Annotated in this window: 20 protein-coding genes and 1 pseudogene; 14 read left to right on the top strand and 7 right to left on the bottom strand. The window is 61.5% G+C overall.

All coding sequences use genetic code 11. From position 1 onward, the window contains the following. Positions 1–2: 2 nt before the first annotated feature. Both dapD and KI241_RS21665 read right to left on the bottom strand, forming a co-directional pair. Entirely contained in the window at positions 3–1,037 is a 1,035-nt protein-coding gene (gene dapD / locus KI241_RS21670; protein WP_047736705.1) for a 2,3,4,5-tetrahydropyridine-2,6-dicarboxylate N-succinyltransferase, read from the bottom strand. 33 nt (positions 1,038–1,070) lie between these two features. Beyond that, positions 1,071–1,433: an ArsC family reductase gene (locus KI241_RS21665; RefSeq protein WP_042732718.1), complete on the bottom strand. Its 363-nt coding sequence runs from the start codon at positions 1,431–1,433 to the stop codon at positions 1,071–1,073. A gap of 207 nt (positions 1,434–1,640) precedes the next feature. Here KI241_RS21665 and KI241_RS21660 point away from each other — a divergent pair, with 207 nt between their 5' ends. Further along, positions 1,641–3,278 (top strand): Na+/H+ antiporter, encoded by a 1,638-nt coding sequence (locus KI241_RS21660; RefSeq protein WP_047736703.1) that lies wholly within the window; start codon positions 1,641–1,643, stop codon positions 3,276–3,278. Between the two features lie 159 nt (positions 3,279–3,437). Here the strand turns inward: KI241_RS21660 and KI241_RS21655 are convergent, their stop codons facing one another. The 5 genes from KI241_RS21655 to map all read right to left on the bottom strand — a co-directional run bounded on the left by KI241_RS21655 (position 3,438) and on the right by map (position 9,263). Next, positions 3,438–3,740, bottom strand: coding sequence for an XRE family transcriptional regulator (locus KI241_RS21655; protein WP_123578485.1), 303 nt, complete (start codon positions 3,738–3,740; stop codon positions 3,438–3,440). A 10-nt stretch (positions 3,741–3,750) separates the two neighbouring features. Next, complete coding sequence (locus KI241_RS21650; protein WP_042732720.1) at positions 3,751–4,092, bottom strand: type II toxin-antitoxin system RelE/ParE family toxin; 342 nt, start codon at positions 4,090–4,092, stop codon at positions 3,751–3,753. Positions 4,093–4,393: 301 nt separating this feature from the next. Further along, positions 4,394–5,593: a succinyldiaminopimelate transaminase gene (gene dapC, locus KI241_RS21645; protein ID WP_212802980.1), complete on the bottom strand. Its 1,200-nt coding sequence runs from the start codon at positions 5,591–5,593 to the stop codon at positions 4,394–4,396. Positions 5,594–5,730: 137 nt separating this feature from the next. Beyond that, the gene (locus KI241_RS21640; RefSeq protein WP_042732548.1) at positions 5,731–8,433 is read right to left on the bottom strand and encodes a [protein-PII] uridylyltransferase; all 2,703 of its coding nucleotides are present in this window, start codon (positions 8,431–8,433) and stop codon (positions 5,731–5,733) included. A gap of 47 nt (positions 8,434–8,480) precedes the next feature. Beyond that, positions 8,481–9,263, bottom strand: coding sequence for a type I methionyl aminopeptidase (map, locus tag KI241_RS21635; RefSeq protein WP_042732549.1), 783 nt, complete (start codon positions 9,261–9,263; stop codon positions 8,481–8,483). 462 nt (positions 9,264–9,725) lie between these two features. Here map and rpsB point away from each other — a divergent pair, with 462 nt between their 5' ends. From rpsB to lpxA, 13 genes and pseudogenes are all read left to right on the top strand, one after another. Next, complete coding sequence (gene rpsB / locus KI241_RS21630) at positions 9,726–10,463, top strand: 30S ribosomal protein S2 (protein WP_042732227.1); 738 nt, start codon at positions 9,726–9,728, stop codon at positions 10,461–10,463. Positions 10,464–10,657: 194 nt separating this feature from the next. Beyond that, positions 10,658–11,524, top strand: a complete 867-nt coding sequence (gene tsf / locus KI241_RS21625; RefSeq protein WP_042732228.1) for a translation elongation factor Ts — start codon at positions 10,658–10,660, stop codon at positions 11,522–11,524. A gap of 255 nt (positions 11,525–11,779) precedes the next feature. Then, the gene (gene pyrH / locus KI241_RS21620; RefSeq protein WP_003189161.1) at positions 11,780–12,523 is read left to right on the top strand and encodes a UMP kinase; all 744 of its coding nucleotides are present in this window, start codon (positions 11,780–11,782) and stop codon (positions 12,521–12,523) included. Then, positions 12,520–13,077, top strand: coding sequence for a ribosome recycling factor (gene frr, locus KI241_RS21615; RefSeq protein ID WP_042732229.1), 558 nt, complete (start codon positions 12,520–12,522; stop codon positions 13,075–13,077). Before pyrH ends, frr begins: the two co-directional genes overlap by 4 nt. A gap of 13 nt (positions 13,078–13,090) precedes the next feature. Further along, positions 13,091–13,846 carry a polyprenyl diphosphate synthase gene (gene uppS, locus KI241_RS21610; RefSeq protein WP_042732230.1) on the top strand — a complete coding sequence of 252 codons (756 nt, stop codon included), beginning with the start codon at positions 13,091–13,093 and terminating at the stop codon, positions 13,844–13,846. Further along, positions 13,846–14,651, top strand: a pseudogene (locus tag KI241_RS21605) (phosphatidate cytidylyltransferase). Before uppS ends, KI241_RS21605 begins: the two are co-directional and overlap by 1 nt. After that, positions 14,648–15,838: a 1-deoxy-D-xylulose-5-phosphate reductoisomerase gene (ispC, locus tag KI241_RS21600; RefSeq protein ID WP_123578482.1), complete on the top strand. Its 1,191-nt coding sequence runs from the start codon at positions 14,648–14,650 to the stop codon at positions 15,836–15,838. The pseudogene KI241_RS21605 and the gene ispC overlap by 4 nt, the downstream one beginning before the upstream one ends. 52 nt (positions 15,839–15,890) lie before the next feature. Continuing rightward, positions 15,891–17,243: a sigma E protease regulator RseP gene (rseP, locus tag KI241_RS21595; RefSeq protein ID WP_053145757.1), complete on the top strand. Its 1,353-nt coding sequence runs from the start codon at positions 15,891–15,893 to the stop codon at positions 17,241–17,243. Between the two features lie 74 nt (positions 17,244–17,317). Beyond that, positions 17,318–19,693, top strand: a complete 2,376-nt coding sequence (gene bamA / locus KI241_RS21590; RefSeq protein WP_053145759.1) for an outer membrane protein assembly factor BamA — start codon at positions 17,318–17,320, stop codon at positions 19,691–19,693. Positions 19,694–19,738: 45 nt separating this feature from the next. Beyond that, positions 19,739–20,242 (top strand): OmpH family outer membrane protein, encoded by a 504-nt coding sequence (locus KI241_RS21585; protein ID WP_003184901.1) that lies wholly within the window; start codon positions 19,739–19,741, stop codon positions 20,240–20,242. Between the two features lie 3 nt (positions 20,243–20,245). Beyond that, on the top strand, positions 20,246–21,301 hold the full coding sequence (gene lpxD / locus KI241_RS21580; protein ID WP_042728613.1) for a UDP-3-O-(3-hydroxymyristoyl)glucosamine N-acyltransferase: 1,056 nt from the start codon (positions 20,246–20,248) through the stop codon (positions 21,299–21,301). A gap of 105 nt (positions 21,302–21,406) precedes the next feature. After that, positions 21,407–21,847, top strand: coding sequence for a 3-hydroxyacyl-ACP dehydratase FabZ (gene fabZ / locus KI241_RS21575; RefSeq protein WP_003184897.1), 441 nt, complete (start codon positions 21,407–21,409; stop codon positions 21,845–21,847). Beyond that, complete coding sequence (gene lpxA, locus KI241_RS21570; RefSeq protein WP_042728614.1) at positions 21,844–22,620, top strand: acyl-ACP--UDP-N-acetylglucosamine O-acyltransferase; 777 nt, start codon at positions 21,844–21,846, stop codon at positions 22,618–22,620. Before fabZ ends, lpxA begins: the two co-directional genes overlap by 4 nt. The last annotated feature ends 2 nt before the right edge of the window (positions 22,621–22,622 follow it).

The following is a 22,622-nucleotide window of genomic DNA, read 5'->3' as shown; positions in this document are numbered from 1 at the left end:
CCTTAGTTGTGCGCGTGCAGAGCTTCGTTCAGCTCGATGGCCGATTTGTGGGTCTTGCACTCCACCGCGCCGGTTTCGGAGTTGCGGCGGAACAGCAGGTCGGGTTGACCGGCCAGCTCGCGGGCCTTGACCACTTTGACCAGTTGGTTGTTCTCGTCCAGCAGTGCGACCTTGGTGCCGGCGGTCACGTACAGGCCCGACTCCACGGTGTTGCGGTCACCCAGTGGAATACCGATACCGGCGTTGGCGCCGATCAGGCAGCCTTCGCCGACCTTGATCACGATGTTGCCGCCACCCGACAGGGTGCCCATGGTGGAGCAGCCGCCGCCCAGGTCCGACCCCTTGCCGACGAACACGCCCGCCGATACGCGGCCTTCGATCATGCCCGGGCCTTCGGTGCCGGCGTTGAAGTTGACGAAGCCTTCGTGCATCACGGTAGTGCCTTCGCCCACGTAGGCGCCCAGGCGAATCCGCGCGGCGTCGGCGATACGCACGCCGGCCGGGACCACGTAGTCGGTCATTTTCGGGAACTTGTCCACCGAGAACACTTCCAGCAGTTCGCCACGCAGGCGGGCTTCGAGCTGGTGCTCGGCCAGTTCGGCCAGGTCGATCGCGCCCTGGCTGGTCCAGGCGACGTTCGGCAGCAACGGGAAAATCCCGGCCAGGTTCAGGCCATGGGGCTTGACCAGGCGATGGGACAGCAGGTGCAGCTTGAGGTAGGCCTCAGGCGTCGAGCTCAATTGGGCGTCTTCGGCCAGCAGGGTGGCAACCAGCGGCTTGTGGCTCTCGGCCAGGCGGGTTAGCAGGGCGGCTTGCGCGGCGTCGACGCCCTTGAGCGCTTCGGCCAGTTGCGAGGCCTGGGCGGTGGTGAAGGTGATCGCCTGGTTGCCTTCGCTGTAGCCAAGGATGGGTGCGATGGCGCTGACGATGGCCGCCGACGGGTTGAGCAGCGGTTGTGCGTAGAACACTTCCAGCCAGGCGCCTTGACGGTTTTGAGTGCCGACACCGAAGGCCAGGCTGAACAGGGTAGTGGACATGGACATTACCTCAACAAAATGGACTGGGCAGGTTTACTTGAGCGCTGCCGCATAAATATCTGGCTTGAAGCCAATCAGGGTTCGGTCGCCGAGATCGAGCACCGGGCGCTTGATCATCGAGGGTTGGGCGAGCATCAGTTCGATGGCTTTCGACTGGTCGAGATCGGCTTTGCGTTCGTCGTCGAGCTTGCGAAAGGTCGTACCGGCGCGATTCAACACCACTTGCCAGCCATGCTCGTCGCACCATTGGGTCAGGTGTTCACGGTCGATGCCGGCGCTCTTGTAGTCGTGGAAGTCGTAGCGTACAGCGTGTTCATCGAGCCAGGTGCGCGCTTTTTTCATCGTGTCACAGGCTTTGATGCCGAAAAGGTGCAACGTTTTGCTTGAATCGGTCAAGGAACTGCCCCCTTTGCAGGTGCTGGGAATAAAAGGTGACGGATTATGCCATGACCGGACGGTTTCGCGGCGGCCTGGGTTGATTTGCCCCAAAGCCTTGGAGAGGGTGCGACATAGGTGTAACGGTCAGCGCCATGCTAAGCGACTAATATGGCACTTCAACGGCAAGCTGTTGCCGGATGTGTGTCGCTGTCAATGGAACCCCCTATGCAAAGCGCTTATACCGTCCTGATCCTGCTGACACTGGTGGGTGTCTCGCGTTTGATCGGGCGGTTGATCCCCCTGCCGTTGCCGCTGGTGCAGATCGGCGCAGGGGCCGTGCTAGCCTGGCCGTCCTTGGGCCTGCACGTGGCCCTCGATCCCGAACTGTTCCTGTTTCTGTTCTTGCCCCCGCTGCTGTTCTCCGACGGTTGGCGCATGCCCAAGCGTGAGCTGTGGCGCCTGCGCGGGCCGATCCTGACACTGGCGGTGGGCCTGGTGCTGTTCACGGTGGTGGGCGCCGGGTATTTCATTCATTGGCTGTTGCCCAGCATCCCGTTGCCGGTGGCCTTCGCCCTGGCCGCGGTGCTGTCGCCCACTGACGCCGTGGCCGTGTCGGCGATTGCCCGGGACCGCTTGCCCAAGCCGCTGATGCACATGCTCCAGGGCGAAGCGCTGATGAACGACGCCTCTGGCCTGGTGACCTTCAAGTTCGCCCTGGCGGCGGCCATCACCGGGGTGTTCTCCCTGGCCAACGCCAGCCTGGCGTTTGTGTTGGTGGCCGTCGGAGGTCTGTTGGTGGGGGTGGCCCTGAGCTGGCTGGTCGGTCGTCTGCGGGCCTGGATGGTGGCACGCGGGTGGGATGATCCGGCCACCCACGTGGTGTTCATGCTATTGCTGCCATTCGCCGCCTATGTGGTGGCTGAGCGATTGGGCGTCTCGGGCATTCTCTCGGCGGTGGCGGCCGGGATGATGCAGAGCTGGCTGGATCTACTGCCGCGCCAGACCCATACGCGGCTGCTCAATCGCAGCGTCTGGTCGCTGTTGGAATTCGCCTTCAACGGCTTGATCTTCCTGCTGCTGGGCTTGCAGTTGCCGGACATCGTCAAGGCCGTCACCCGCCACGAGACCACGTTGTGGCCGACGTTGTTCTACCTCTGCCTGGAGGTGATGGCGATCTTTCTGGTGTTGCTGGTGCTGCGGTTTGTCTGGGTGCAAAGCATCTGGCGCCTGTCCGGGTGGTTGCGCCGCTGGCGTGGCAAGGGGGAGTTGACCTTGGTGCCGACGGCGCGCTCCTGCTGGCTGCTGACCTTCGGTGGGGTGAGAGGGGCCGTGACGTTGGCGGGCGTGTTATCGGTGCCGTTGCTGTTGGGCGCCGGGGAAGCGTTTCCCGAGCGCGATTTGCTGATCTTCATCGCCGCGGGGGTGATCCTGCTGTCGCTGATTGCGGCCTGCATTGCTTTGCCACTGTTGCTGCGGGGCATCGAGCAAAGTCCCGACGACAAGCGTCGCACCGAAGTGCGCGAGGCCTGGCGCAAGACCGCCGAGGCGGCGATCCGTGCGCTGGAAGTGGAAGAGCCCGCCGAGCCGGCCAGTGCGCCAGCGGCGGCCATGGCGACCGAGGTCAAGGCGCGATTGATGAGTGAGTATCGCCATCAGTTGGAGGTGTTCAACGACTCCGCCGAAGCCCAGGCCCTGGCGTTCGAAATGGACCTGCTGGAGCGCCGCCTGCGCCTCAAGGCCCTGAAAGCCCAGCGCCTGGAACTGTATCGCCTCAGCCGCCATCACCAGATCGGCGACGACGTGCTGCGTGAAGTGCTGGGGGAGTTGGATTTGGCGGAGGCGAATTTGGGGTTGGGTAAATAGTCGTTATGCGTAGGACACGTCGTGGCGAGGGGATTTATCCCCGCTGGGCTGCGAAGCAGCCCTGAAACCGGGTCGCGCGGCATCTCAGACAGATCGAGTTGACTTGTTTGGGCCCGCTGCGCAGCCCAGCGGGAGCAAGCTCCCTTGCCACAACAACGCTTATGCGTGGGCCTCTTCCTGCTCAGGCACCAACCGTACTTCCACCCTCTGACCCAGCGCACGCGCCGCGCTGGCAAGTGTTGCCAGCGTCATTCCCGCATCATTCTGATCGAGCGCACGATCAACCGCGGTACGGCTGGTATGCATTCGCTCTGCCAAAGCCTTCTTGGTCACTTTCTGAAGTCGCATGGCCTCGGCAATTTGCCAGGAAATAACGCGTTTGAGCGCGGCCGCAGACACTTCCTCGGCAATTCCTTGCTCGGCCAGGAAGTCGTCAAAATCAGATCCAATGTGTTTGTTCATTTGCGGTACCTCATAATCTTGCTTTGCGCTGCTTGGCGGTTGCCATGTCGACCGCTGGTGTTTTTTGACTTTTCTTGATGAAGCCATGGAGTAGAACCATGTCGGAACCGACCACGGTGAAAAGAACGCGGGCGGTAGAGTCTTCAAGATCAATCCTGACTTCCCATAGCCCTGTATCCAGCTTGCGCACCACAGGCATACCTATCGGCCAACCAAGCTGAACAGTCTTGATGTCAGTCCCTATCATCCGTCTGTGTTCGCGGGGCAGATCTGTCAGCCATTCCCGCACGGGTTCATTTCCGGCATCTGTGCAGAAGAAACGTACATTCAGTATGGGTGCGATTTCGGTCATGGGGGCAGTGTACCGAAATAGGTGCATTGCGCAACCTTGGCGTTGCTGGGATTTTGTACAGGCGCCCAGCCTCAAATGGAGTCCTGAATGCGGTAAGCGCCGGCGCCCAGTGTGGCGGCGAGCCTGCTCGCGATGAGGTAATGTCAGGCAGTGAAGATTTGATGCCGGTCAGAAAGCTCTTGTGGCGAGGGAGCTTGCTCCCGCTGGACTGCGCAGCAGTCCCAAAAAGCGAGGGGCGCTTGGCGCCCCAGCGGGAGCAAGCTCCCTCGCCACAGGTTCAGTGTTCAACCGAAACGGCCTATCACCCCCGGCGCTGGATGAACGCGCGGATCCGCTCGGCCGCTTCCACGCACTCGGCCAATGGGGCGACCAGGGCCATGCGCACACGGCCGGCGCCCGGGTTGACGCCGTCCACGTCGCGGGAGAGGTAGGAGCCTGGTACCACGGTCACGTGTTCCTGCTCGAACAGGTCCCGGCAGAACGCCGCGTCATCGCCTGCCACGTTGGGCCACAAGTAGAAACTGCCGTCGGGGCGTTGCACGTCCAGCACCGGGCTGAGGATCTGCAGCACGGCGTCGAATTTCTCCCGGTACAGCGCCCGGTTGGCGCGTACGTGCACTTCATCGTTCCAGGCGGCGACGCTCGCCAGCTGGGTCTGCACCGGCATCGCGCAGCCGTGGTAGGTGCGGTACAGCAAGAAGCCCTTGAGGATGTCCGCGTCGCCAGCCACGAAACCGGAGCGCAGGCCAGGCAGGTTGGAGCGCTTGGAGAGGCTGTGGAACACCACGCAACGCTTGAAATCCTTGCGTCCCAGCTCAACGCAGGCGCTGAGCAGGCCCGGTGGCGGCGTCTGCTCGTCGAAATACAGCTCGCTGTAGCACTCGTCGGCGGCGATCACGAAGTCGTGTTCGTCGGCCAGGGCGATGAGTTTTTTCAGCACATCCACCGGGATCAGTGCGCCGGTCGGGTTGCCGGGGGAGCACAGGAACAGGATCTGGCAGCGCTTCCAGATGTCCGCCGAGACGGCGTCGAAATCCGGGTTGAAGCCGTTTTCGTCCAGGCACGGCAGGTAGTGCGGCTTGGCCCCGGCCAGGAACGCGGCGCCTTCATAGATCTGGTAGAAGGGGTTCGGGCTCACGACCAGCGCATCGTCACCGCGGTTGACCACGGTCTGGGTGAAGGCGAAGAGGGCTTCGCGGGTGCCGTTGACCGGCAGCACGTGGCGCGCCGGGTCAAGCCAGCCGGTCGGCACACCAAAGCGTCGCTCGCACCAGCCGGTGATGGCTTCACGCAAGGCCGGGATGCCGAGCGTGGTCGGATAAACCGCCATCTGGTCCAGGTTGCTGGCCAGGGCCTCGGCGACAAAGCTGGGCGAGCGGTGCTTGGGTTCGCCGATGGACAGGGCAATCGGCCGCTTGTCCGGGTTGGGCGTGACGCTGCCGAGCAGGGCGCGAAGCTTCTCGAACGGGTAGGGCTGCAACTGGTTCAGGGCGTTGTTCATCGGGGGCCTCGTTCAATGTGGGGCGCTAGCCTTGTGGGAGCGGGCTTGCTCGCGAAAGCGGTGTGTCAGGTGATGGTCAGTTGACTGACACACCGCTTTCGCGAGCAAGCCCGCTCCCACAGGGGATATAGAGTGGGTCAGATACTGATACGCGTCAGGTTGATGTCCGGTTCCTGGTTGACGCTCAAGTGCCGGACCATCTCTTCCTGCAAGCGGCTGCACAACTGCGGGTCGGACAATGGCTGGTTGTGGGCGTCGGTGATGAAGAACACGTCTTCCACGCGTTCGCCGAGGGTGGCGATCTTGGCGTTCTGCAGCGACAGGTCGAACTCCAGGAAGATGTGCCCGACCCGTGCCAGCAGGCCCGGACGATCCGGGGCGCTGAGTTCCAGCACGGTGACCTGGCGCAGGGCGTCGTTGTGGATCGTCACCTGCGGGGCAAACGCGAAATGCTTGAGCTGGCGCGGCACCCGGCGCTGGATGATGGTCGGGTAGTCCGCCGGGTTACGCAGCGCTTCGGTCAGGCCTTCGCGGATCTGCTTGATCCGCGCCGGGTTGTCGCCAATCGAGTCGCCGTCGGTGTCGAGCACGATGTAGGTGTCGAGGGTGAACTGGCTGCTGGAGGTGATGACCCGGGCGTCGTGGATGTTCAGGTTGAGCTGGTCCATCGCGGCCACGGTCACGGCGAAGAAGTCGTGCTGGTCCGGCGCGTAGATGAAGATCTGCGTGCCGCCCTCGAACTCGCGCTGAGTGGTTTCCTTGATCAGCACCAGGGGCCCGCCATCGGCCGGTTGTTGCAGGATCGCATCGCTGTGCCAGGCCACGTCGCCGGCGGTGTGGCGCAGGAAATAGTCATCGCCCAGTTGCGCCCAGAGCTGTTCGACGTCGTCCGGATCGGTGCCGCCGCGCACCAGGATGTCCAGGGCGGCGCTTTGTGTGCGACGGATCTGCTCTTCGCGGTCCACGGGGTTTTCCAGGCCGCGGCGCAAGGCCCGCTTGGTCTCGGTGTACAGCTGGCGCAACAGGCTGGCGCGCCAGGAGTTCCACAGGCTTGGGTTGGTGGCGTTGATGTCGGCCACGGTCAGCACGTAGAGGTAATCCAGGCGGGTTTCATCGCCGACGATCTGGGCGAAGTCGTGGATCACCTGCGGGTCGGACAAGTCCTTGCGCTGGGCGGTGGTCGACATCACCAGGTGGTTCTGCACCAGCCAGACGATCAACCGGCTGTCCCACACCGGCAGTTGGTGTCGCTGGCAGAACGCCTCGGCATCCACCGCGCCGACCTCGGAGTGATCGCCCTGGCGCCCCTTGCCGATGTCGTGGTACAGCCCGGCCATGTAGATCAGCTCGGGCTTGGGCAGCTTGCCCATGAGCTTGCTGGCCAGCGGGAATTTCTCGGACACCTGGGTGTACTGCAGCTTACGCAGGTGCTTGATCAGGTTCAGTGTGTGGGCATCGACCGTATAGATGTGGAACAGGTCATGCTGCATCTGCCCGACGATGAAGCCGAACTCCGGCAGGTAGCGCCCGAGGATCCCGTAGCGATTCATCCGCCGCAGGTTGCGGTGCACGCCGATCTTGCATTTGAACAGCTCGATGAACAGGCTGGTGTTGCGGATGTCATGACGGAAATCGTCATCGATCAGGTGCCGGTTTTCCCGCAGCAGGCGAATGGTGTCGGCGCGCACGCCCTTGATTTCCGGCTGCTGGGCCATGAGCACGAAGATTTCCAGCATGGCGAACGGCGTGCGGCGGAACACATTGGGGTGGCGGGCCTCGATGTAGCCGTCGTGCAGTTGGAAGCGCGAGTTGATCGGCAGCGGCGCTTCCTCGTCCTCGGGGGCCAGGATGACTTCCTCGAAGTGCTGGATGATCAGTTCGCTGAGCTGGGCGATGCTCATCACCACCCGATAGTACTGCTGCATGAAGTTTTCGATGGATTGCTTGGCGTCCTGCCCTTCGAAACCCAGCAGCCCGGCGATGGAGCGCTGGTGATCGAACAACAGGCGGTCTTCGGCGCGTCCGGCGAGCATGTGCAGGGCATAGCGAACCTTCCACAGGAATTCCTGGGAGGAGGCCAGCAAGGCGTTTTCGCTTTCCACCAGGAAACCTTCGCCGGCCAGTGCACGCAGGTTCAGCGTGCCGTACTGGCGGCGGGCGACCCAGAGGATCGTCTGGATGTCCCGCAGCCCACCGGGCGAGCCCTTGACGTTGGGCTCCAGGTTGTACTCGGTGTCGTTGTACTTGTGGTGACGGGCTTTCTGCTCGGCGTGCTTGGCGAGGAAGAAATCCTTGCTCGGCCACATGTGCGCGGTGCTGGTGACGTCGAGCATGCGTTGGCGCAGGTGCTCGGGGCCGGCAATGGTGCGGCTTTCCATCAGGTTGGTGATGACGGTCAGGTCGGCGCGGGCTTCGTCGGCGCATTCCTGCACCGAGCGCACGCTCTGGCCGACTTCCAGGCCGATGTCCCACAGCAGTGTCAGGAAACGCTCGATGGAATCGCGAAAGACCTCATGGTCGGCGTTGTCCAGCAGGATCAGCAAATCGATGTCGGAGTAGGGGTGCAGCTCGCCGCGCCCGTAGCCGCCGACGGCCACCAGGGCGATGTCGGCGTCCTGGCTCCAGTCGAACTGCTCCCAGGCCTTTTGCAGGATGTTGTCGACGAACCAGGCGCGGTCCTCGATCAGCCGGCGGATATCCCGGCCATTGCGAAAGCGCTGGTCCAGCACCTCGTGGGCCTGGCGGATCGCCTTCTTGAATGCCGAGATGGGGCTTGCCTTCAGGGCCAGTTCTGCCTGGAACTGGCCGCGGTCGAAGAGTTCGGGATCCACCTGCGGCATTAATGGCTTTCCTTTCTATATCTATGGAGCGATAGGCGAGTTGCGGATCAGGCGGAAACGCGGGCGATGGTGTCATCGCTGCGCAGGGTGAAGATCTCGTAACCGGTCTCGGTCACCAGCAAGGTGTGCTCCCACTGGGCCGACAGCTTGCGGTCCTTGGTGATGGCGGTCCAGCCGTCACCCAGCACCTTGGTGTCGGCGCGGCCCTGGTTGATCATCGGCTCGATGGTGAAGGTCATTCCGGCCTGCAGCTCCATGCCGGTACCGGCGCGGCCGTAGTGCAAGATCTGCGGCTCTTCGTGGAACACCTTGCCGATGCCGTGGCCGCAGAACTCGCGCACCACCGAAAAACCGTTCTTCTGCGCGTGCTTCTGGATCACTTCGCCGATGTCCCCGAGGCGGCAGCCCGGCTTCACCAGTTCGATGGCCATGTACATGCATTCCTGGGTGACCTTCGACAGGCGCTGGGCCCACTCCGGCACGTTGCCGACATGGAACATGCGGCTGGTGTCGCCGTGGTAGCCGTCCTTGATGACGGTGACGTCGATGTTCAGGGTGTCGCCGTCCTTCAACGGCTTTTCGTTGGGGATGCCATGGCAGACCACGTGGTTGATCGAGGTACAGATCGACTTCGGGAAGCCTTTATAGTTGAGCGGCGCCGGGATGGCCTTCTGCTCGTTGACGATGAAGTCGTGGCAGATGCGGTCCAGCTCTTCGGTGGTCACACCCGGCTTGACGTAGTCGGCGATCATTTCCAGCACGTCGGCGGCGAGTTTGCCGGCGACACGCATTTTCGCGATGTCCTCAGGCGTCTTGATGGTCACGGTCATACAGGCTCTCTTTGCGCCCGACGGCGCTGTTCAAAACGAAATGAGCGGCGGATATTGATCCGGGCAGCCCTTAAAGAGGCGATTCTAACAGACCATCCCGGCAATCCGCGCCTGTCAGCAATACCAGATCGGTCAGGCGCCATAAATAAACCGTGGCGAGGGAGCTTGCTCCCGCTGGGCTGCACAGCAGCCCCAATAAAGCGAGGGCCGCTACGCGCCCCAGCGGGAGCAAGCTCCCTCGCCACGGTTTTGTGCCCGGCTTGAGGTGTTTTGCCTACCTGCAGAATCCGTGTTCCGTTTTCGCCCTTGCTGTGGTATAAAATGCGCCGCTTTCCGGGGATGACCCCGTAAGCTTAAATCCACACACGTGTCGACACGATGACCTGGGTGCCTTTGGCTCATGAGCCGCTGGTTGGTCATTGGGATACGTGGAGGCCAAACCCGACTTATCAAGGAACTATCATGTCCCAAGTCAACATGCGCGATATGCTGAAGGCCGGTGTGCACTTCGGTCACCAGACCCGTTACTGGAACCCGAAAATGGGCAAGTACATTTTCGGCGCGCGCAACAAGATCCACATCATCAACCTTGAAAAAACCCTGCCAATGTTCAACGAGGCACTGACCTTCGTAGAACGCCTGGCCCAGGGCAAAAACAAGATTCTGTTCGTCGGCACCAAGCGTTCCGCTGGCAAGATCGTTGCTGAAGAAGCAGCACGTTGCGGTTCGCCGTACGTCGATCACCGCTGGTTGGGCGGCATGCTGACCAACTTCAAGACCATCCGCGCTTCCATCAAGCGTCTGCGTGATCTTGAAGTCCAGTCCGAAGACGGCACTTTCGCCAAGCTGACCAAGAAAGAAGCGCTGATGCGCTCCCGCGATCTTGAGAAGCTGGACCGCTCCCTGGGCGGTATCAAGGACATGGGCGGTCTGCCTGACGCACTGTTCGTGATCGACGTTGACCACGAGCGCATCGCGATCACCGAAGCCAACAAGCTGGGCATCCCGGTCATCGGCGTTGTCGATACCAACAGCAGCCCGGAAGGCGTTGACTACATCATCCCAGGCAACGATGACGCCATCCGCGCCATCCAGCTGTACATGGGTTCGATGGCTGACGCTGTTATCCGTGGTCGCAACAACGTGAATGGCGGCACCGAAGTCTTCGCTGAAGAAGCTCCGGCAGCAGCCGCTGAGTAATTGACGCCCTGGCGTTGACTCAGTAAGCAAAAAGGGGGCTTGGCCCCCTTTTTGCCACCTCGAAAACCATTTGTCGCCAGCGCAGCTACCTGTTTGTAACTTGCCGCGGTCTATAAACGATGGTTTTCCAGGAAGAATTGATCGCCCGTTCGATCGGGTGGAATGGTTGAAAACCTATCCAAGAGGATTTTGAAATGGCAGAGATTACTGCAGCGTTGGTCAAAGAACTGCGCGAGCGTACCGGCGAAGGCATGATGGACTGCAAGAAAGCCTTGACCAAGGCTGGCGGCGACATCGAGAAAGCCATTGATGACATGCGTGCTTCGGGCGCCATCAAGGCTGCCAAGAAAGCGGGCAACGTGGCCGCTGAAGGCGCCATCGCCATCAAGGACGACGGTAAAGCCGCCGTTCTGCTGGAAGTCAACTCCCAGACCGACTTCCTGGCCCTGCAGGATGACTTCAAGGCATTCGTTGCTGCCAGCGTCGAGAAAGCCTTCGCTGACAAACTGACCGACGCAGCCCCGCTGATCGAAGCTCAGGAGCAAGCGCGTCTGGTCCTGGTTGGCAAAACCGGCGAAAACGTCAACATCCGTCGCCTGGTTCGCGTTGAAGGTGACGTGGTCGGCACTTACCTGCACGGCAACAAGATCGGCGTAGCAGTTGTCCTCAAGGGCGGCGACACCGAGCTGGCGAAAGACATCGCCATGCACGTTGCAGCGACCAACCCTGAGTTCCTGCTGCCTTCGGACGTTTCGGCCGAAGCGATCGAGCGCGAAAAAGGCGTTTTCCTGCAGCTGAACGAAGAGAAACTTAAGGGCAAGCCTGCCGACATCGCCGAGAAGATGGTGGCCGGTCGTATCTCCAAGTTCCTGGCTGAAGCCAGCCTGGTCGAGCAAGCGTTCGTCAAGAACCCTGAAGTCAAGGTCGGCGACCTGGCCAAGAAAGCCGGTGCTGAAATCGTTTCCTTCACCTACTTCAAGGTTGGCGAAGGTATCGAGAAGCCGGTCGACAACTTCGCTGAAGAAGTTGCTGCCCAGGTAGCTGCTGCCAGCAAGCAATAAGACAGGTTTTTACAACTGTCGCCCAGAAGAGGCTGCCCGCTCACGCGCGCAGCCTCTTTTTGGATGAGGATGCCGATTTTTATTGGTTTCCTGTCGGAACTGGCTTACAAAGCCGTGTTCCGATGGCGCTGTGTCAGCGTCAAGCCAGGCTTTGAACGAAAAGTCCCGCAGGCATTTTTCGTTCAGCGCACTGAGTGAGTGCAGGCTGCAAACAATCTGCAAATTTTCGTAAATACGCCGCAGGAGAGATTCGCAATGGCTCAGCAGGGCAGTGGTTATCAGGCTCGCTATAAACGCATTCTACTCAAGCTTAGCGGCGAGGCCCTGATGGGCTCGGAAGAGTTCGGGATCGATCCGAAGGTACTGGATCGCATGGCCCTGGAAGTTGGCCAACTGGTTGGAATCGGCGTCCAGGTCGGCCTGGTCATCGGCGGCGGCAACCTGTTCCGTGGTGCGGCGCTGAGCGCGGCCGGCATGGATCGGGTCACGGGCGACCACATGGGCATGCTGGCCACTGTGATGAACGCCCTGGCTATGCGCGATGCCTTGGAGCGTGCCAATATCTCGGCCATCGTGATGTCGGCCATTTCCATGGTCGGCGTGACCGATCATTACGACCGCCGCAAAGCCATGCGCCACCTCAACTCCAAGGAAGTGGTGATTTTTGCCGCAGGTACCGGTAATCCGTTCTTCACCACGGATTCGGCTGCCTGCCTGCGAGCGATCGAGATCGATGCCGATGTCGTGCTCAAGGCAACCAAGGTCGATGGTGTCTACACCGCCGACCCGTTCAAGGACCCGCATGCCGAGAAGTTCGATCATCTGACCTACGATGAAGTACTGGATCGCAAGCTGGGGGTCATGGACCTGACGGCCATCTGTCTGTGCCGCGACCACAAGATGCCGCTGCGCGTCTTTAACATGAACAAGCCCGGCGCCCTGCTGAATATCGTACACGGCGGCGCGGAAGGGACTCTGATCGAGGAAGGCCAACAATGATCAACGAAATCAAGAAAGACGCCCAAGCGCGTATGCAAAAATCCCTGGAGTCTCTGAGCCACGCGTTTGGCCAGATTCGTACCGGCAAGGCGCACCCGAGCATCCTGGGCAGCGTGATGGTGCCTTACTATGGCGCCGACACGCCGATCAGCAGCGTTGCCAACATCACCGTCAAGGATTCGCGGACCCTGCAAGTCGTGGCCTTCGAGCGCAACATGCTCGCGGCGGTCGACAAGGCGATCCAGAGCGCCGGCCTGAACCTCAACCCGACCAACCTGGGCGAGTTGCTGCTGATTTCCATGCCTGCCCTGACCGAAGAAACCCGCAAGGGCTTCACCAAGCAGGCGCGCAGCGCGGCCGAAGATGCTCGGGTTGCCGTGCGCAACATCCGTCGCGATGCCCTGGGCGAGCTGAAGAAGCTGGTCAAGGACAAGGAAATCAGCGAAGACGAAGAGCGTCGCGCAGCGGCCGATATCCAGAAGCTGACCGATAAGGCCGAGGCTGACATCGATGCGGCCACCAAGCAAAAAGAAGCGGACCTGATGGCCGTATAAGGGTCCCGTTTTCATGGAAAAGACCAAGCAGGCCTTGCCGTTCGCGGTGCCGCGCCACGTGGCGATCATCATGGACGGCAATAACCGTTGGGCCAAGAAACGCTTCATGCCTGGCGTTGCCGGGCATAAGGCCGGGGTCGACGCGGTTCGCGCGGTCATCGAGGTGTGTGCCGAGGCCGGGGTCGAGGTGCTGACTCTGTTCGCGTTCTCCAGCGAGAACTGGCAGCGCCCGGCCGATGAAGTCAGTGCCTTGATGGACCTGTTCCTCAAGGCCCTGCGCCGCGAGGCCAAGCGCCTCAACGAGAACAAGATCAGCCTGCGCATCATTGGCGATCGCTCGCGCTTCCATCCGGAGCTGCAAGCCGCGATGCGCGAAGCCGAGGCCGCGACGGCGGGGGTTGATCGGTTTGTCTTGCAGATCGCCGCCAACTACGGTGGCCAGTGGGACATCGCCCAGGCTGCCCAGCGGCTGGCGCGGGAAGTCCAGGCCGGCCACCTGCGCCCGGAGGACATCACCCCGGACCTGCTGCAGACCTGCCTTGCGACCGGTGATCTGCCTTTGCCGGACCTGTGTATCCGTACCGGTGGCGAACACCGCATCAGCAACTTCCTGCTCTGGCAGTTGGCTTATGCCGAGCTGTACTTCTCCGACCTGTTCTGGCCGGACTTCAAACACGAAGCCATGCGCACCGCACTGGCCGATTTCGCTTCCCGTCAGCGTCGCTTCGGTAAAACGAGCGAGCAGATCGAAGCTGGAGCCCGGGTTTAATGCTTAAACAACGAATCATCACTGCCCTGATCCTGTTGCCTATCGCCTTGTGCGGGTTTTTCCTGCTCGAGGGGGCGAACTTTGCCCTGTTCATCGGGCTGGTCGTGACCTTGGGGGCGTGGGAATGGGCACGGCTGGCCGGTTTTCCCGCACAGTCGGCACGCATAGCCTACGCCGTGGCCGTGGCCGCCATGCTGTTCATCATGTACCTGGTGCCGGGGCTGGCGCCTTGGGTGTTGGGAGCATCGGTGTTGTGGTGGGCGACAGCCACCTTCCTGGTGTTGACCTACCCTCGCACCACCCATCACTGGGCCAACACGGCGACCAAGCTGGTGATCGGCCTGTTGATCCTCCTGCCGGCCTGGCAAGGCCTGATCTGGATCAAGCAGGGCGCACTGGGCAACTGGCAGATCATGGCCGTGATGGTGCTGGTCTGGGGCGCCGACGTCGGTGCCTATTTTTCCGGTCGGGCCTTTGGCAAGCGCAAGCTCGCGCCAAAAGTCAGCCCCGGCAAGAGTTGGGAAGGGGTCTATGGTGGCCTGGCCTTGAGCCTGGTGATCACCACCGTGGTCGGCTTCGTCCGCGACTGGACCGTGGCGCAACTGCTGATGGGGCTGTTTGGTGCCGCCCTTATCGTCTTTGTGTCCGTGGTTGGTGACCTGACTGAAAGCATGTTCAAGCGTCAATCCGGGATCAAGGACAGCAGCAACCTGTTGCCGGGTCACGGGGGGTGCTGGATCGTATCGACAGCCTGACCGCCGCGATCCCGATCTTCGCCGTGCTGCTGTGGATGGCGGCATCGTGAGTCGTCCCCAGCAAATCACTGTGCTGGGGGCGACCGGTTCGATCGGCCTCAGTACGCTTGATGTTATCGGCCGGCACCCGGAGCGCTACCAGGTCTTTGCTCTCAGCGGCTTCACGCGCCTGAGCGAGCTGTTGGCCCTGTGCGTTCGCCATGCGCCAAAGTTTGCGGTGGTGCCTGAGGTCGGTGCGGCGCAGGCGTTGCAGGATGACCTGCGCGCAGCGGGTTTGCCCACGCAGGTGTTGGTGGGGGAGGCCGGGCTGTGCCAGGTGGCGTCCGATCCGGATGTCGACGCGGTGATGGCGGCGATTGTCGGGGCGGCCGGCTTGCGTCCGACGCTGGCGGCGGTGGAGGCCGGCAAGAAGATCCTGCTGGCCAATAAAGAAGCGCTGGTGATGTCTGGCGCACTGTTCATGCAGGCCGTGCGCCAAAGCGGCTCGGTGCTGCTGCCCATCGACAGCGAACACAATGCGATCTTTCAGTGCATGCCGCGGGATTTTTCCCGCGGTCTGGAAGCCGTGGGAGTCCGGCGGATTCTTCTGACCGCCTCCGGTGGGCCGTTCCGTCAGACACCGCTGGAAGAGTTGCTGCATGTTTCGCCCGAGCAGGCCTGTGCCCACCCGAACTGGTCCATGGGGCGCAAGATTTCCGTGGATTCGGCGAGCATGATGAACAAGGGGCTGGAGTTGATCGAGGCCTGCTGGCTGTTCGACGCCAAGCCGGCCCAGGTCGAAGTGGTGATTCATCCGCAGAGCGTGATTCATTCGCTGGTGGACTATGTAGACGGTTCGGTGTTGGCCCAGTTGGGCAACCCGGACATGCGCACCCCGATCGCCAATGCCCTGGCCTGGCCGGAGCGAATCGACTCCGGCGTTGCACCGCTGGACCTGTTCGCCATCGCCCGTCTGGATTTCCAGGCGCCGGATGAGCAGCGCTTCCCCTGCCTGCGCCTGGCGCGGCAAGCGGCCGAGGCGGGCGGCAGTGCCCCGGCCATGTTGAACGCGGCCAACGAAGTGGCGGTCGCCGCGTTTCTCGATGGACGTGTTCGTTACCCCGAGATCGCGAGTATGATCGAGGAAGTCTTGAATCTCGAGGCGGTGGTTTCGGTCGATGACCTCGACGCGGTATTTACGGCGGATGCCAGGGCCCGTGAGTTGGCGGGGCAATGGCTGCAGCGCCACGGGCGTTGACGCTGCGATACGTTAGCCAGGGTTGCCCTGGGCAGGATTGCGGAGAAAACAGATGAGCGCGCTCTATATGATTGTCGGCACCCTGGTTGCACTGGGGGTGTTGGTCACCTTTCACGAATTCGGTCATTTCTGGGTCGCGCGTCGCTGTGGCGTCAAGGTGCTGCGTTTTTCCGTAGGCTTTGGCATGCCTTTGCTGCGCTGGCACGACAAGCAGGGCACCGAGTTCGTCGTGGCGGCGATCCCGCTGGGCGGCTACGTGAAGATGCTCGACGAGCGCGAGGGCGAGGTTCCCGCCGACCAGCTCGACCAATCCTTCAATCGCAAGAGTGTTCGCCAACGTATCGCCATCGTGGCGGCGGGGCCGATCGCCAACTTCCTGCTGGCCATGGTGTTTTTCTGGGCGTTGGCCATGCTTGGCAGCGACCAGGTGCGACCGGTCATCGGTTCTGTGGAGGCCGGTAGCGTTGCCGCCCGGGCCGGGCTTGGCGCGGGCCAGGAAATCGTTGCGATCGACGGTGAGCCGACGTCGGGCTGGGCGGCGGTCAATTTGCAGTTGGTGCGTCGGCTGGGTGAAAGCGGTTCGCTGCAGTTGAGGGTGCGCGAGCAGGGCTCCACCGTCGACTCGCCCCGTGAGCTGGTGCTGGACAACTGGCTCAAGGGCGCCGACGAGCCGGACCCGATCCGGTCCCTGGGCATCCGCCCATGGCGTCCGGCGCTGCCGCCGGTGCTTGCCGAACTTGATCCGAAAGGTCCGGCCCAGGCCGCAGGCCTGAAGACCGGCGACCGTTTGCTTGCCCTCGACGGCCAGTCGGTCAGCGACTGGCAACAGGTGGTCGATTCGGTTCGGGTACGTCCTGATACCAAAATTGTGCTGCGCGTGGAGCGCGACGGTGCTCCAATCGACGTCCCGGTCACCTTGGGTGCCCGTGGCGAAAGCAAGGCGCAGACCGGTTACCTGGGGGCGGGCGTCAAGGCCGTCGACTGGCCGCCGGAAATGATCCGCGAAGTCAGTTTCGGTCCGGTGGCGGCTATTGGCGAGGGTGCGCGTCGTACCTGGACCATGAGTGTCCTGACCCTCGACTCACTGAAGAAAATGTTGTTCGGCGAGCTCTCGGTAAAAAACTTGAGTGGACCGATAACCATTGCTAAAGTGGCGGGCGCTTCTGCCCAGTCGGGCGTTGCTGATTTCCTGAATTTCCTTGCTTATCTGAGCATTAGCCTGGGGGTTCTGAATTTGCTGCCCATTCCGGTACTGGATGGGGGGCATCTGCTGTTTTATCTGATCGAGTGGGCGCGTGGTCGTCCCTTGTCGGATCGGGTGCAAGGTTGGGGGATACAGATCGGTATCAGCTTGGTGGTCGGGGTCATGCTGCTTGCCCTCGTCAACGATCTGGGTCGTTTGTAACGCTTCGCCGAATTGCGAATCTGCCGCATTTTGCGGCAGTTTGTTTATTGCCAGTTGGAATAAGAAAGGACTTCATGAAACGTCTGCTGCTAACTGCGGTTCTCACCGTATTGATGATCGCCGAAGTTCACGCCGAGTCCTTCACTATCTCTGATATTCGCGTCAACGGCCTCCAGCGGGTCTCCGCGGGTAGCGTCTTTGGTGCCTTGCCGTTGAACGTCGGCGAGCAGGCGGATGATCGGCGCTTGGTGGAATCCACGCGTGCGCTGTTCAAGACCGGCTTCTTTCAAGATATCCAACTGGGCCGTGACGGCAACGTCCTGGTCATCACGGTAGTCGAGCGCCCGTCGGTTGCCAGTATCGAGATCGAAGGCAACAAGGCGATCTCCACCGAAGACCTCATGAAAGGCCTCAAGCAATCCGGCCTGGCCGAAGGCGAGATCTTCCAGCGTGCCACCCTCGAAGGCGTGCGTAACGAACTGCAACGCCAGTACGTCGCCCAGGGCCGCTACTCGGCCACCGTCGACACCGAAGTGGTGCCGCAACCGCGCAACCGCGTCGGCCTGAAGGTCAACATCAACGAAGGTACCGTGGCGGCCATCCAGCACATCAACGTGGTGGGCAACACGGTTTTCCCGGATGAAGACCTGATCGACCTGTTCGAACTCAAGACCACCAACTGGCTGTCGTTCTTCAAGAACGACGACAAGTACGCCCGTGAAAAACTCTCCGGTGACCTGGAGCGCCTGCGTTCCTACTACCTGGACCGTGGCTACATCAACATGGACATCGCTTCGACCCAGGTGTCCATCACCCCGGACAAGAAGCACGTCTACATCACCGTCAACGTCAACGAAGGCGAGAAATACACCGTTCGTGACGTCAAGCTCAGCGGTGACCTGAAGGTGCCGGAAGACCAGGTCAAGTCGCTGCTGCTGGTGCAGAAGGGTCAGGTGTTCTCGCGCAAGCTGATGACCACCACCTCCGAACTGATCACCCGTCGCCTGGGTAACGAGGGCTACACCTTCGCCAACGTCAACGGCGTGCCGCAGCCCCACGATGACGACCATACCGTCGACATCACCTTCGCCGTGGACCCGGGCAAGCGTGCCTACGTCAACCGCATCAACTTCCGTGGCAACACCAAGTCCGAGGACGAAGTGCTGCGCCGTGAAATGCGCCAGATGGAAGGTGGCTGGGCTTCGACCTACCTGATCGACCAGTCCAAGACCCGCCTCGAGCGCCTGGGCTTCTTCAAGGAAGTCAACGTCGAGACACCGGCCGTACCGGGTGTCGATGACCAGGTCGACGTGAACTACAGCGTCGAAGAGCAGGCGTCCGGCTCGATCACCGCCAGCGTCGGCTTCGCCCAGAGCGCCGGCCTGATCCTCGGTGGCTCGATCACCCAGAACAACTTCCTGGGTACCGGTAACAAGGTCAGCATTGGCCTGACCCGCAGTGAATACCAGACCCGCTATAACTTCGGTTTCGTGGACCCCTACTGGACGGCCGACGGTGTGAGCCTGGGCTATAACGCCTTCTATCGCACCACCGACTATGACGAGCTCGACTCGGACATCTCCAGCTATGCGGTGGACAGCTACGGTGTGGGTGCCAACATCGGCTACCCGATCAGTGAAACGTCGCGCCTGACCTTCGGCCTCACCGCCCAGCAGGACAAGATCAACACCGGTCGCTACACCGTCGACGAGATCTTCGACTTCGTTAACAAGGAAGGCGACAGCTACCTGAACTTCAAGGCGTCTGCCGGCTGGTCCGAGTCGACCCTGAACAAGGGCGTACTGGCGACCCGTGGTCATTCCCAGAGCCTGGTGCTGGAAAGCACCATTCCTGGCAGCGACCTGTCGTTCTTCAAGCTCGACTACCGTGGCCAGCTGTTCCAGCCGTTGACTGATACCTACACCATGCGCCTGCACACCGAGCTGGGCTATGGCGATGGCTACGGTTCGACCGACGGCCTGCCGTTCTACGAGAACTACTACGCCGGTGGTTTCAACTCGGTACGTGGCTTCAAGGACAGCACCCTTGGCCCGCGCAGTACGCCGAGCCGTGGCACGAACCCGGGTACCATCGAGGACCCGGACCAGGATCCGCTGCCGTTCGGTGGCAACGTATTGATCCAGGGTGGTGTCGAAGTCCTGTTCCCGATGCCGTTCGTCAAGGATCAGCGCTCGCTGCGTACCTCGGTATTCTGGGACGTGGGTAACGTATTCGACTCCAAGTGCGAAGACACTACCAATGCCAACGGCACCCGGTCCAACACCCAATGCAACGACATCAGCCTGAGCAACATGGCCAGTTCCGTCGGTCTGGGCGTGACCTGGGTGACCGCGCTGGGTCCTTTGAGCTTCGCGTTGGCGATGCCGATCAAGAAACCGGATGACGCTGAAACCCAAGTGTTCCAATTCTCCCTCGGCCAGACGTTCTAAGCGTCTGTCCCATGACAACGACAATGGATTTTGTAGGAGTGCATCGTGCGTAAGTTGACTCAATTGGTTCTCCTGGCGACCGTACTGGTCGCAGGCCCGGCGTTCGCCGACATGAAGATTGCCGTGCTGAACTATCAGATGGCCCTGCTGGAATCCGACGCGGCCAAGAAATACGCCGTGGATGCCGAGAAGAAGTTCGGCCCGCAACTGACCAAGCTCAAGGGCCTGGAAAGCAGCGCCAAGGGTATCCAGGATCGTCTGGTCGCCGGTGGCGACAAAATGGCCCAGGGCGAGCGTGAACGCCTGGAGCTGGAATTCAAGCAGAAGGCCCGTGACTTCCAGTTCCAGTCCAAGGAACTGAACGAAGCGAAAGCCGTTGCCGACCGTGAAATGCTCAAGCAGCTCAAGCCCAAGCTCGACAGCGCCGTGGAAGAAGTCATCAAGAAAGGTGGTTTTGACCTGGTGTTCGAGCGTGGCGCCGTGATCGATGTCAAGCCTCAGTACGACATCACGCGCCAGGTGATCGAGCGCATGAATCAGCTGAAGTAATCCATGACAGCGACTATCAAGCTCGGCCAGTTGGCCGAGTTCCTCGGCGCCACCCTGCGTGGCGACCCGGAGAGGGCAATTACTGGGCTAGCCACTTTGCAAGAGGCTGGCCCAGCTCAGTTGAGCTTTCTGGCAAATCCCCAATACCGCAAGTACCTGGCTGACAGCCGGGCTGCCGCGTTGTTGCTCAAGGCCGCCGATGCCGAAGGGTTTGCCGGCGACGCCTTGATCGTGCCCGACCCGTACCTGGCCTATGCGCGCATTTCCCACTTGTTCGATCCCAAGCCCAAGGCGGCTGCGGGTATTCATCCCAGTGCGGTGATCGCGGCGGATGCGGTGGTGGATCCCACGGCCAGCGTCGGTCCCTTCGTGGTGATCGAAAGCGGCGCCCGCATTGGTGCCGGTGTCACCCTGGGCGCTCATTGCGTCATTGGTGCGCGCAGCGAGGTCGGCGAAGGTGGCTGGCTGGCTCCGCGCGTGACCCTGTACCACGACGTGCGCATCGGCAAGCGGGTGGTGATTCAGTCCGGCGCGGTGCTGGGCGGTGAAGGCTTCGGTTTCGCCAACGAGAAGGGCGTCTGGCAAAAGATCGCCCAGATCGGTGGCGTCACCCTCGGCGATGACGTCGAGATCGGCGTCAACACCGCGATCGACCGGGGTGCCCTGGCCGATACGGTCATCGGCAATGGCGTCAAGCTCGACAACCAGATCCAGATCGCCCACAACGTCCAGGTCGGTGACCACACCGCCATGGCCGCCTGCGTGGGCATTTCCGGCAGCACCAAGATCGGCAAGCACTGCATGCTCGCCGGCGGCGTCGGCCTGGTGGGCCATATCGATATCTGTGACAACGTATTCCTGACCGGGATGACCATGGTGACCCACTCGATTACCGAGCCGGGCGCCTATTCTTCCGGTACGGCGATGCAACCGGCGGCCGAATGGCGCAAGAGCGCGGCCCGTATCCGTCAGCTCGACGACATCGCGCGACGTCTGCGCCAGGTGGAAAAGCGTGTAGGGGACGTGACCCCTGACGGTAATGCTTCATCAGATGGCTGATACCATTTCCATATCAAGTGTGCACAGCCGTTAGGGCTCCTTGATTTGCTAGCGGAGTGCGCGTTGCCCGTGCGCTCCCAATCTTTACATAGGCTTCCTCCCGAAATGATGGACATCAACGAGATTCGCGAATACCTGCCTCACCGTTACCCGTTCCTGCTGGTGGACCGGGTGGTGGACCTGGATGTTGAAGGCAAGCGCATTCGCGCCTACAAGAATGTCAGCATCAACGAGCCGTTCTTCAATGGTCACTTCCCCGCGCACCCAATCATGCCGGGCGTGCTGATCATCGAGGCGATGGCCCAGGCTGCCGGGATCCTTGGTTTCAAAATGCTCGACGTAAAGCCTGCCGACGGCACGCTCTACTACTTCGTGGGCTCCGACAAGCTGCGTTTCCGCCAGCCGGTCACTCCGGGCGATCAGTTGATCCTCGAAGCCAAGTTCATCAGTTGCAAGCGCCAGATCTGGAAGTTCGAATGCCAGGCTTCGGTCGACGGCAAGCCAGTCTGCTCCGCTGAAATCATCTGTGCGGAACGCAAGCTATGAGTTTGATTGACCCTCGCGCAATCATCGATCCGACGGCCGTCCTGGCCGCCGATGTCGAGGTCGGCCCGTGGTCGATCATCGGCGCAGGTGTGGAAATCGGCGAGGGTACGGTGATCGGCCCCCACGTAATTCTCAAGGGGCCGACCCGGATCGGCCGTCACAATCGCATCTACCAGTTTTCCTCGGTAGGCGAGGACACGCCCGATCTCAAGTACAAAGGTGAAGAAACCCGCTTGGTCATCGGCGATCACAACGTGATCCGTGAAGGCGTGACCATTCACCGCGGTACCATCCAGGATCGCTCCGAAACGACCCTGGGCGACCACAACCTGATCATGGCCTACGCCCACATCGGCCATGACAGCGTGATCGGCAACCATTGCATCCTGGTCAACAACACTGCGTTGGCCGGTCATGTGCACGTGGATGACTGGGCGATCCTCTCCGGTTTTACCCTGGTGCACCAGTACTGCCACATCGGCGCCCACAGCTTCTCCGGCATGGGCACCGCCATCGGCAAGGACGTTCCTGCCTATGTCACGGTGTTCGGCAACCCGGCCGAAGCCCGCAGCATGAACTTCGAGGGCATGCGCCGTCGGGGCTTCAGCGAAGAGGCGATCACCGCGTTGCGGCGTGCCTACAAGGTCGTGTATCGCCAGGGCCTGACCGTCGAGCAGGCACTTGCCGAACTGGCCGAAGCTTCGGCGCAGTACCCGGAAGTCGCGACGTTCCGCGACTCCATCCAGTCTTCGACTCGCGGCATCACCCGTTAACC

Origin of the sequence: Pseudomonas sp. Cab53, assembly GCF_018325965.1 — a bacterium.
Lineage (GTDB): Bacteria > Pseudomonadota > Gammaproteobacteria > Pseudomonadales > Pseudomonadaceae > Aquipseudomonas > Aquipseudomonas chlororaphis_E.
Note: the sequence above shows the minus strand (reverse complement) of the source record. Positions and strands in the feature narration are given on the sequence as shown.

Bases quoted from the DNA above. Each gene is read 5' to 3' on its own strand.
- KI241_RS21655 (WP_123578485.1), bottom strand. From the start codon at position 3,740: ATGAACAAACACATTGGATCTGATTTTGACGACTTCCTGGCCGAGCAA.
- map (WP_042732549.1), bottom strand. From the start codon at position 9,263: ATGACCGTGACCATCAAGACGCCTGAGGACATCGCGAAAATGCGTGTC.
- pyrH (WP_003189161.1), top strand. From the start codon at position 11,780: ATGGCTCAGCAGGGCAGTGGTTATCAGGCTCGCTATAAACGCATTCTA.
- lpxD (WP_042728613.1), top strand. From the start codon at position 20,246: ATGACAGCGACTATCAAGCTCGGCCAGTTGGCCGAGTTCCTCGGCGCC.
- dapC (WP_212802980.1), bottom strand. From the start codon at position 5,593: ATGAACAACGCCCTGAACCAGTTGCAGCCCTACCCGTTCGAGAAGCTT.
- fabZ (WP_003184897.1), top strand. From the start codon at position 21,407: ATGATGGACATCAACGAGATTCGCGAATACCTGCCTCACCGTTACCCG.
- uppS (WP_042732230.1), top strand. From the start codon at position 13,091: ATGGAAAAGACCAAGCAGGCCTTGCCGTTCGCGGTGCCGCGCCACGTG.
- KI241_RS21650 (WP_042732720.1), bottom strand. From the start codon at position 4,092: ATGACCGAAATCGCACCCATACTGAATGTACGTTTCTTCTGCACAGAT.
- tsf (WP_042732228.1), top strand. From the start codon at position 10,658: ATGGCAGAGATTACTGCAGCGTTGGTCAAAGAACTGCGCGAGCGTACC.
- KI241_RS21660 (WP_047736703.1), top strand. From the start codon at position 1,641: ATGCAAAGCGCTTATACCGTCCTGATCCTGCTGACACTGGTGGGTGTC.
- rpsB (WP_042732227.1), top strand. From the start codon at position 9,726: ATGTCCCAAGTCAACATGCGCGATATGCTGAAGGCCGGTGTGCACTTC.
- KI241_RS21640 (WP_042732548.1), bottom strand. From the start codon at position 8,433: ATGCCGCAGGTGGATCCCGAACTCTTCGACCGCGGCCAGTTCCAGGCA.
- rseP (WP_053145757.1), top strand. From the start codon at position 15,891: ATGAGCGCGCTCTATATGATTGTCGGCACCCTGGTTGCACTGGGGGTG.
- lpxA (WP_042728614.1), top strand. From the start codon at position 21,844: ATGAGTTTGATTGACCCTCGCGCAATCATCGATCCGACGGCCGTCCTG.
- dapD (WP_047736705.1), bottom strand. From the start codon at position 1,037: ATGTCCACTACCCTGTTCAGCCTGGCCTTCGGTGTCGGCACTCAAAAC.
- bamA (WP_053145759.1), top strand. From the start codon at position 17,318: ATGAAACGTCTGCTGCTAACTGCGGTTCTCACCGTATTGATGATCGCC.
- frr (WP_042732229.1), top strand. From the start codon at position 12,520: ATGATCAACGAAATCAAGAAAGACGCCCAAGCGCGTATGCAAAAATCC.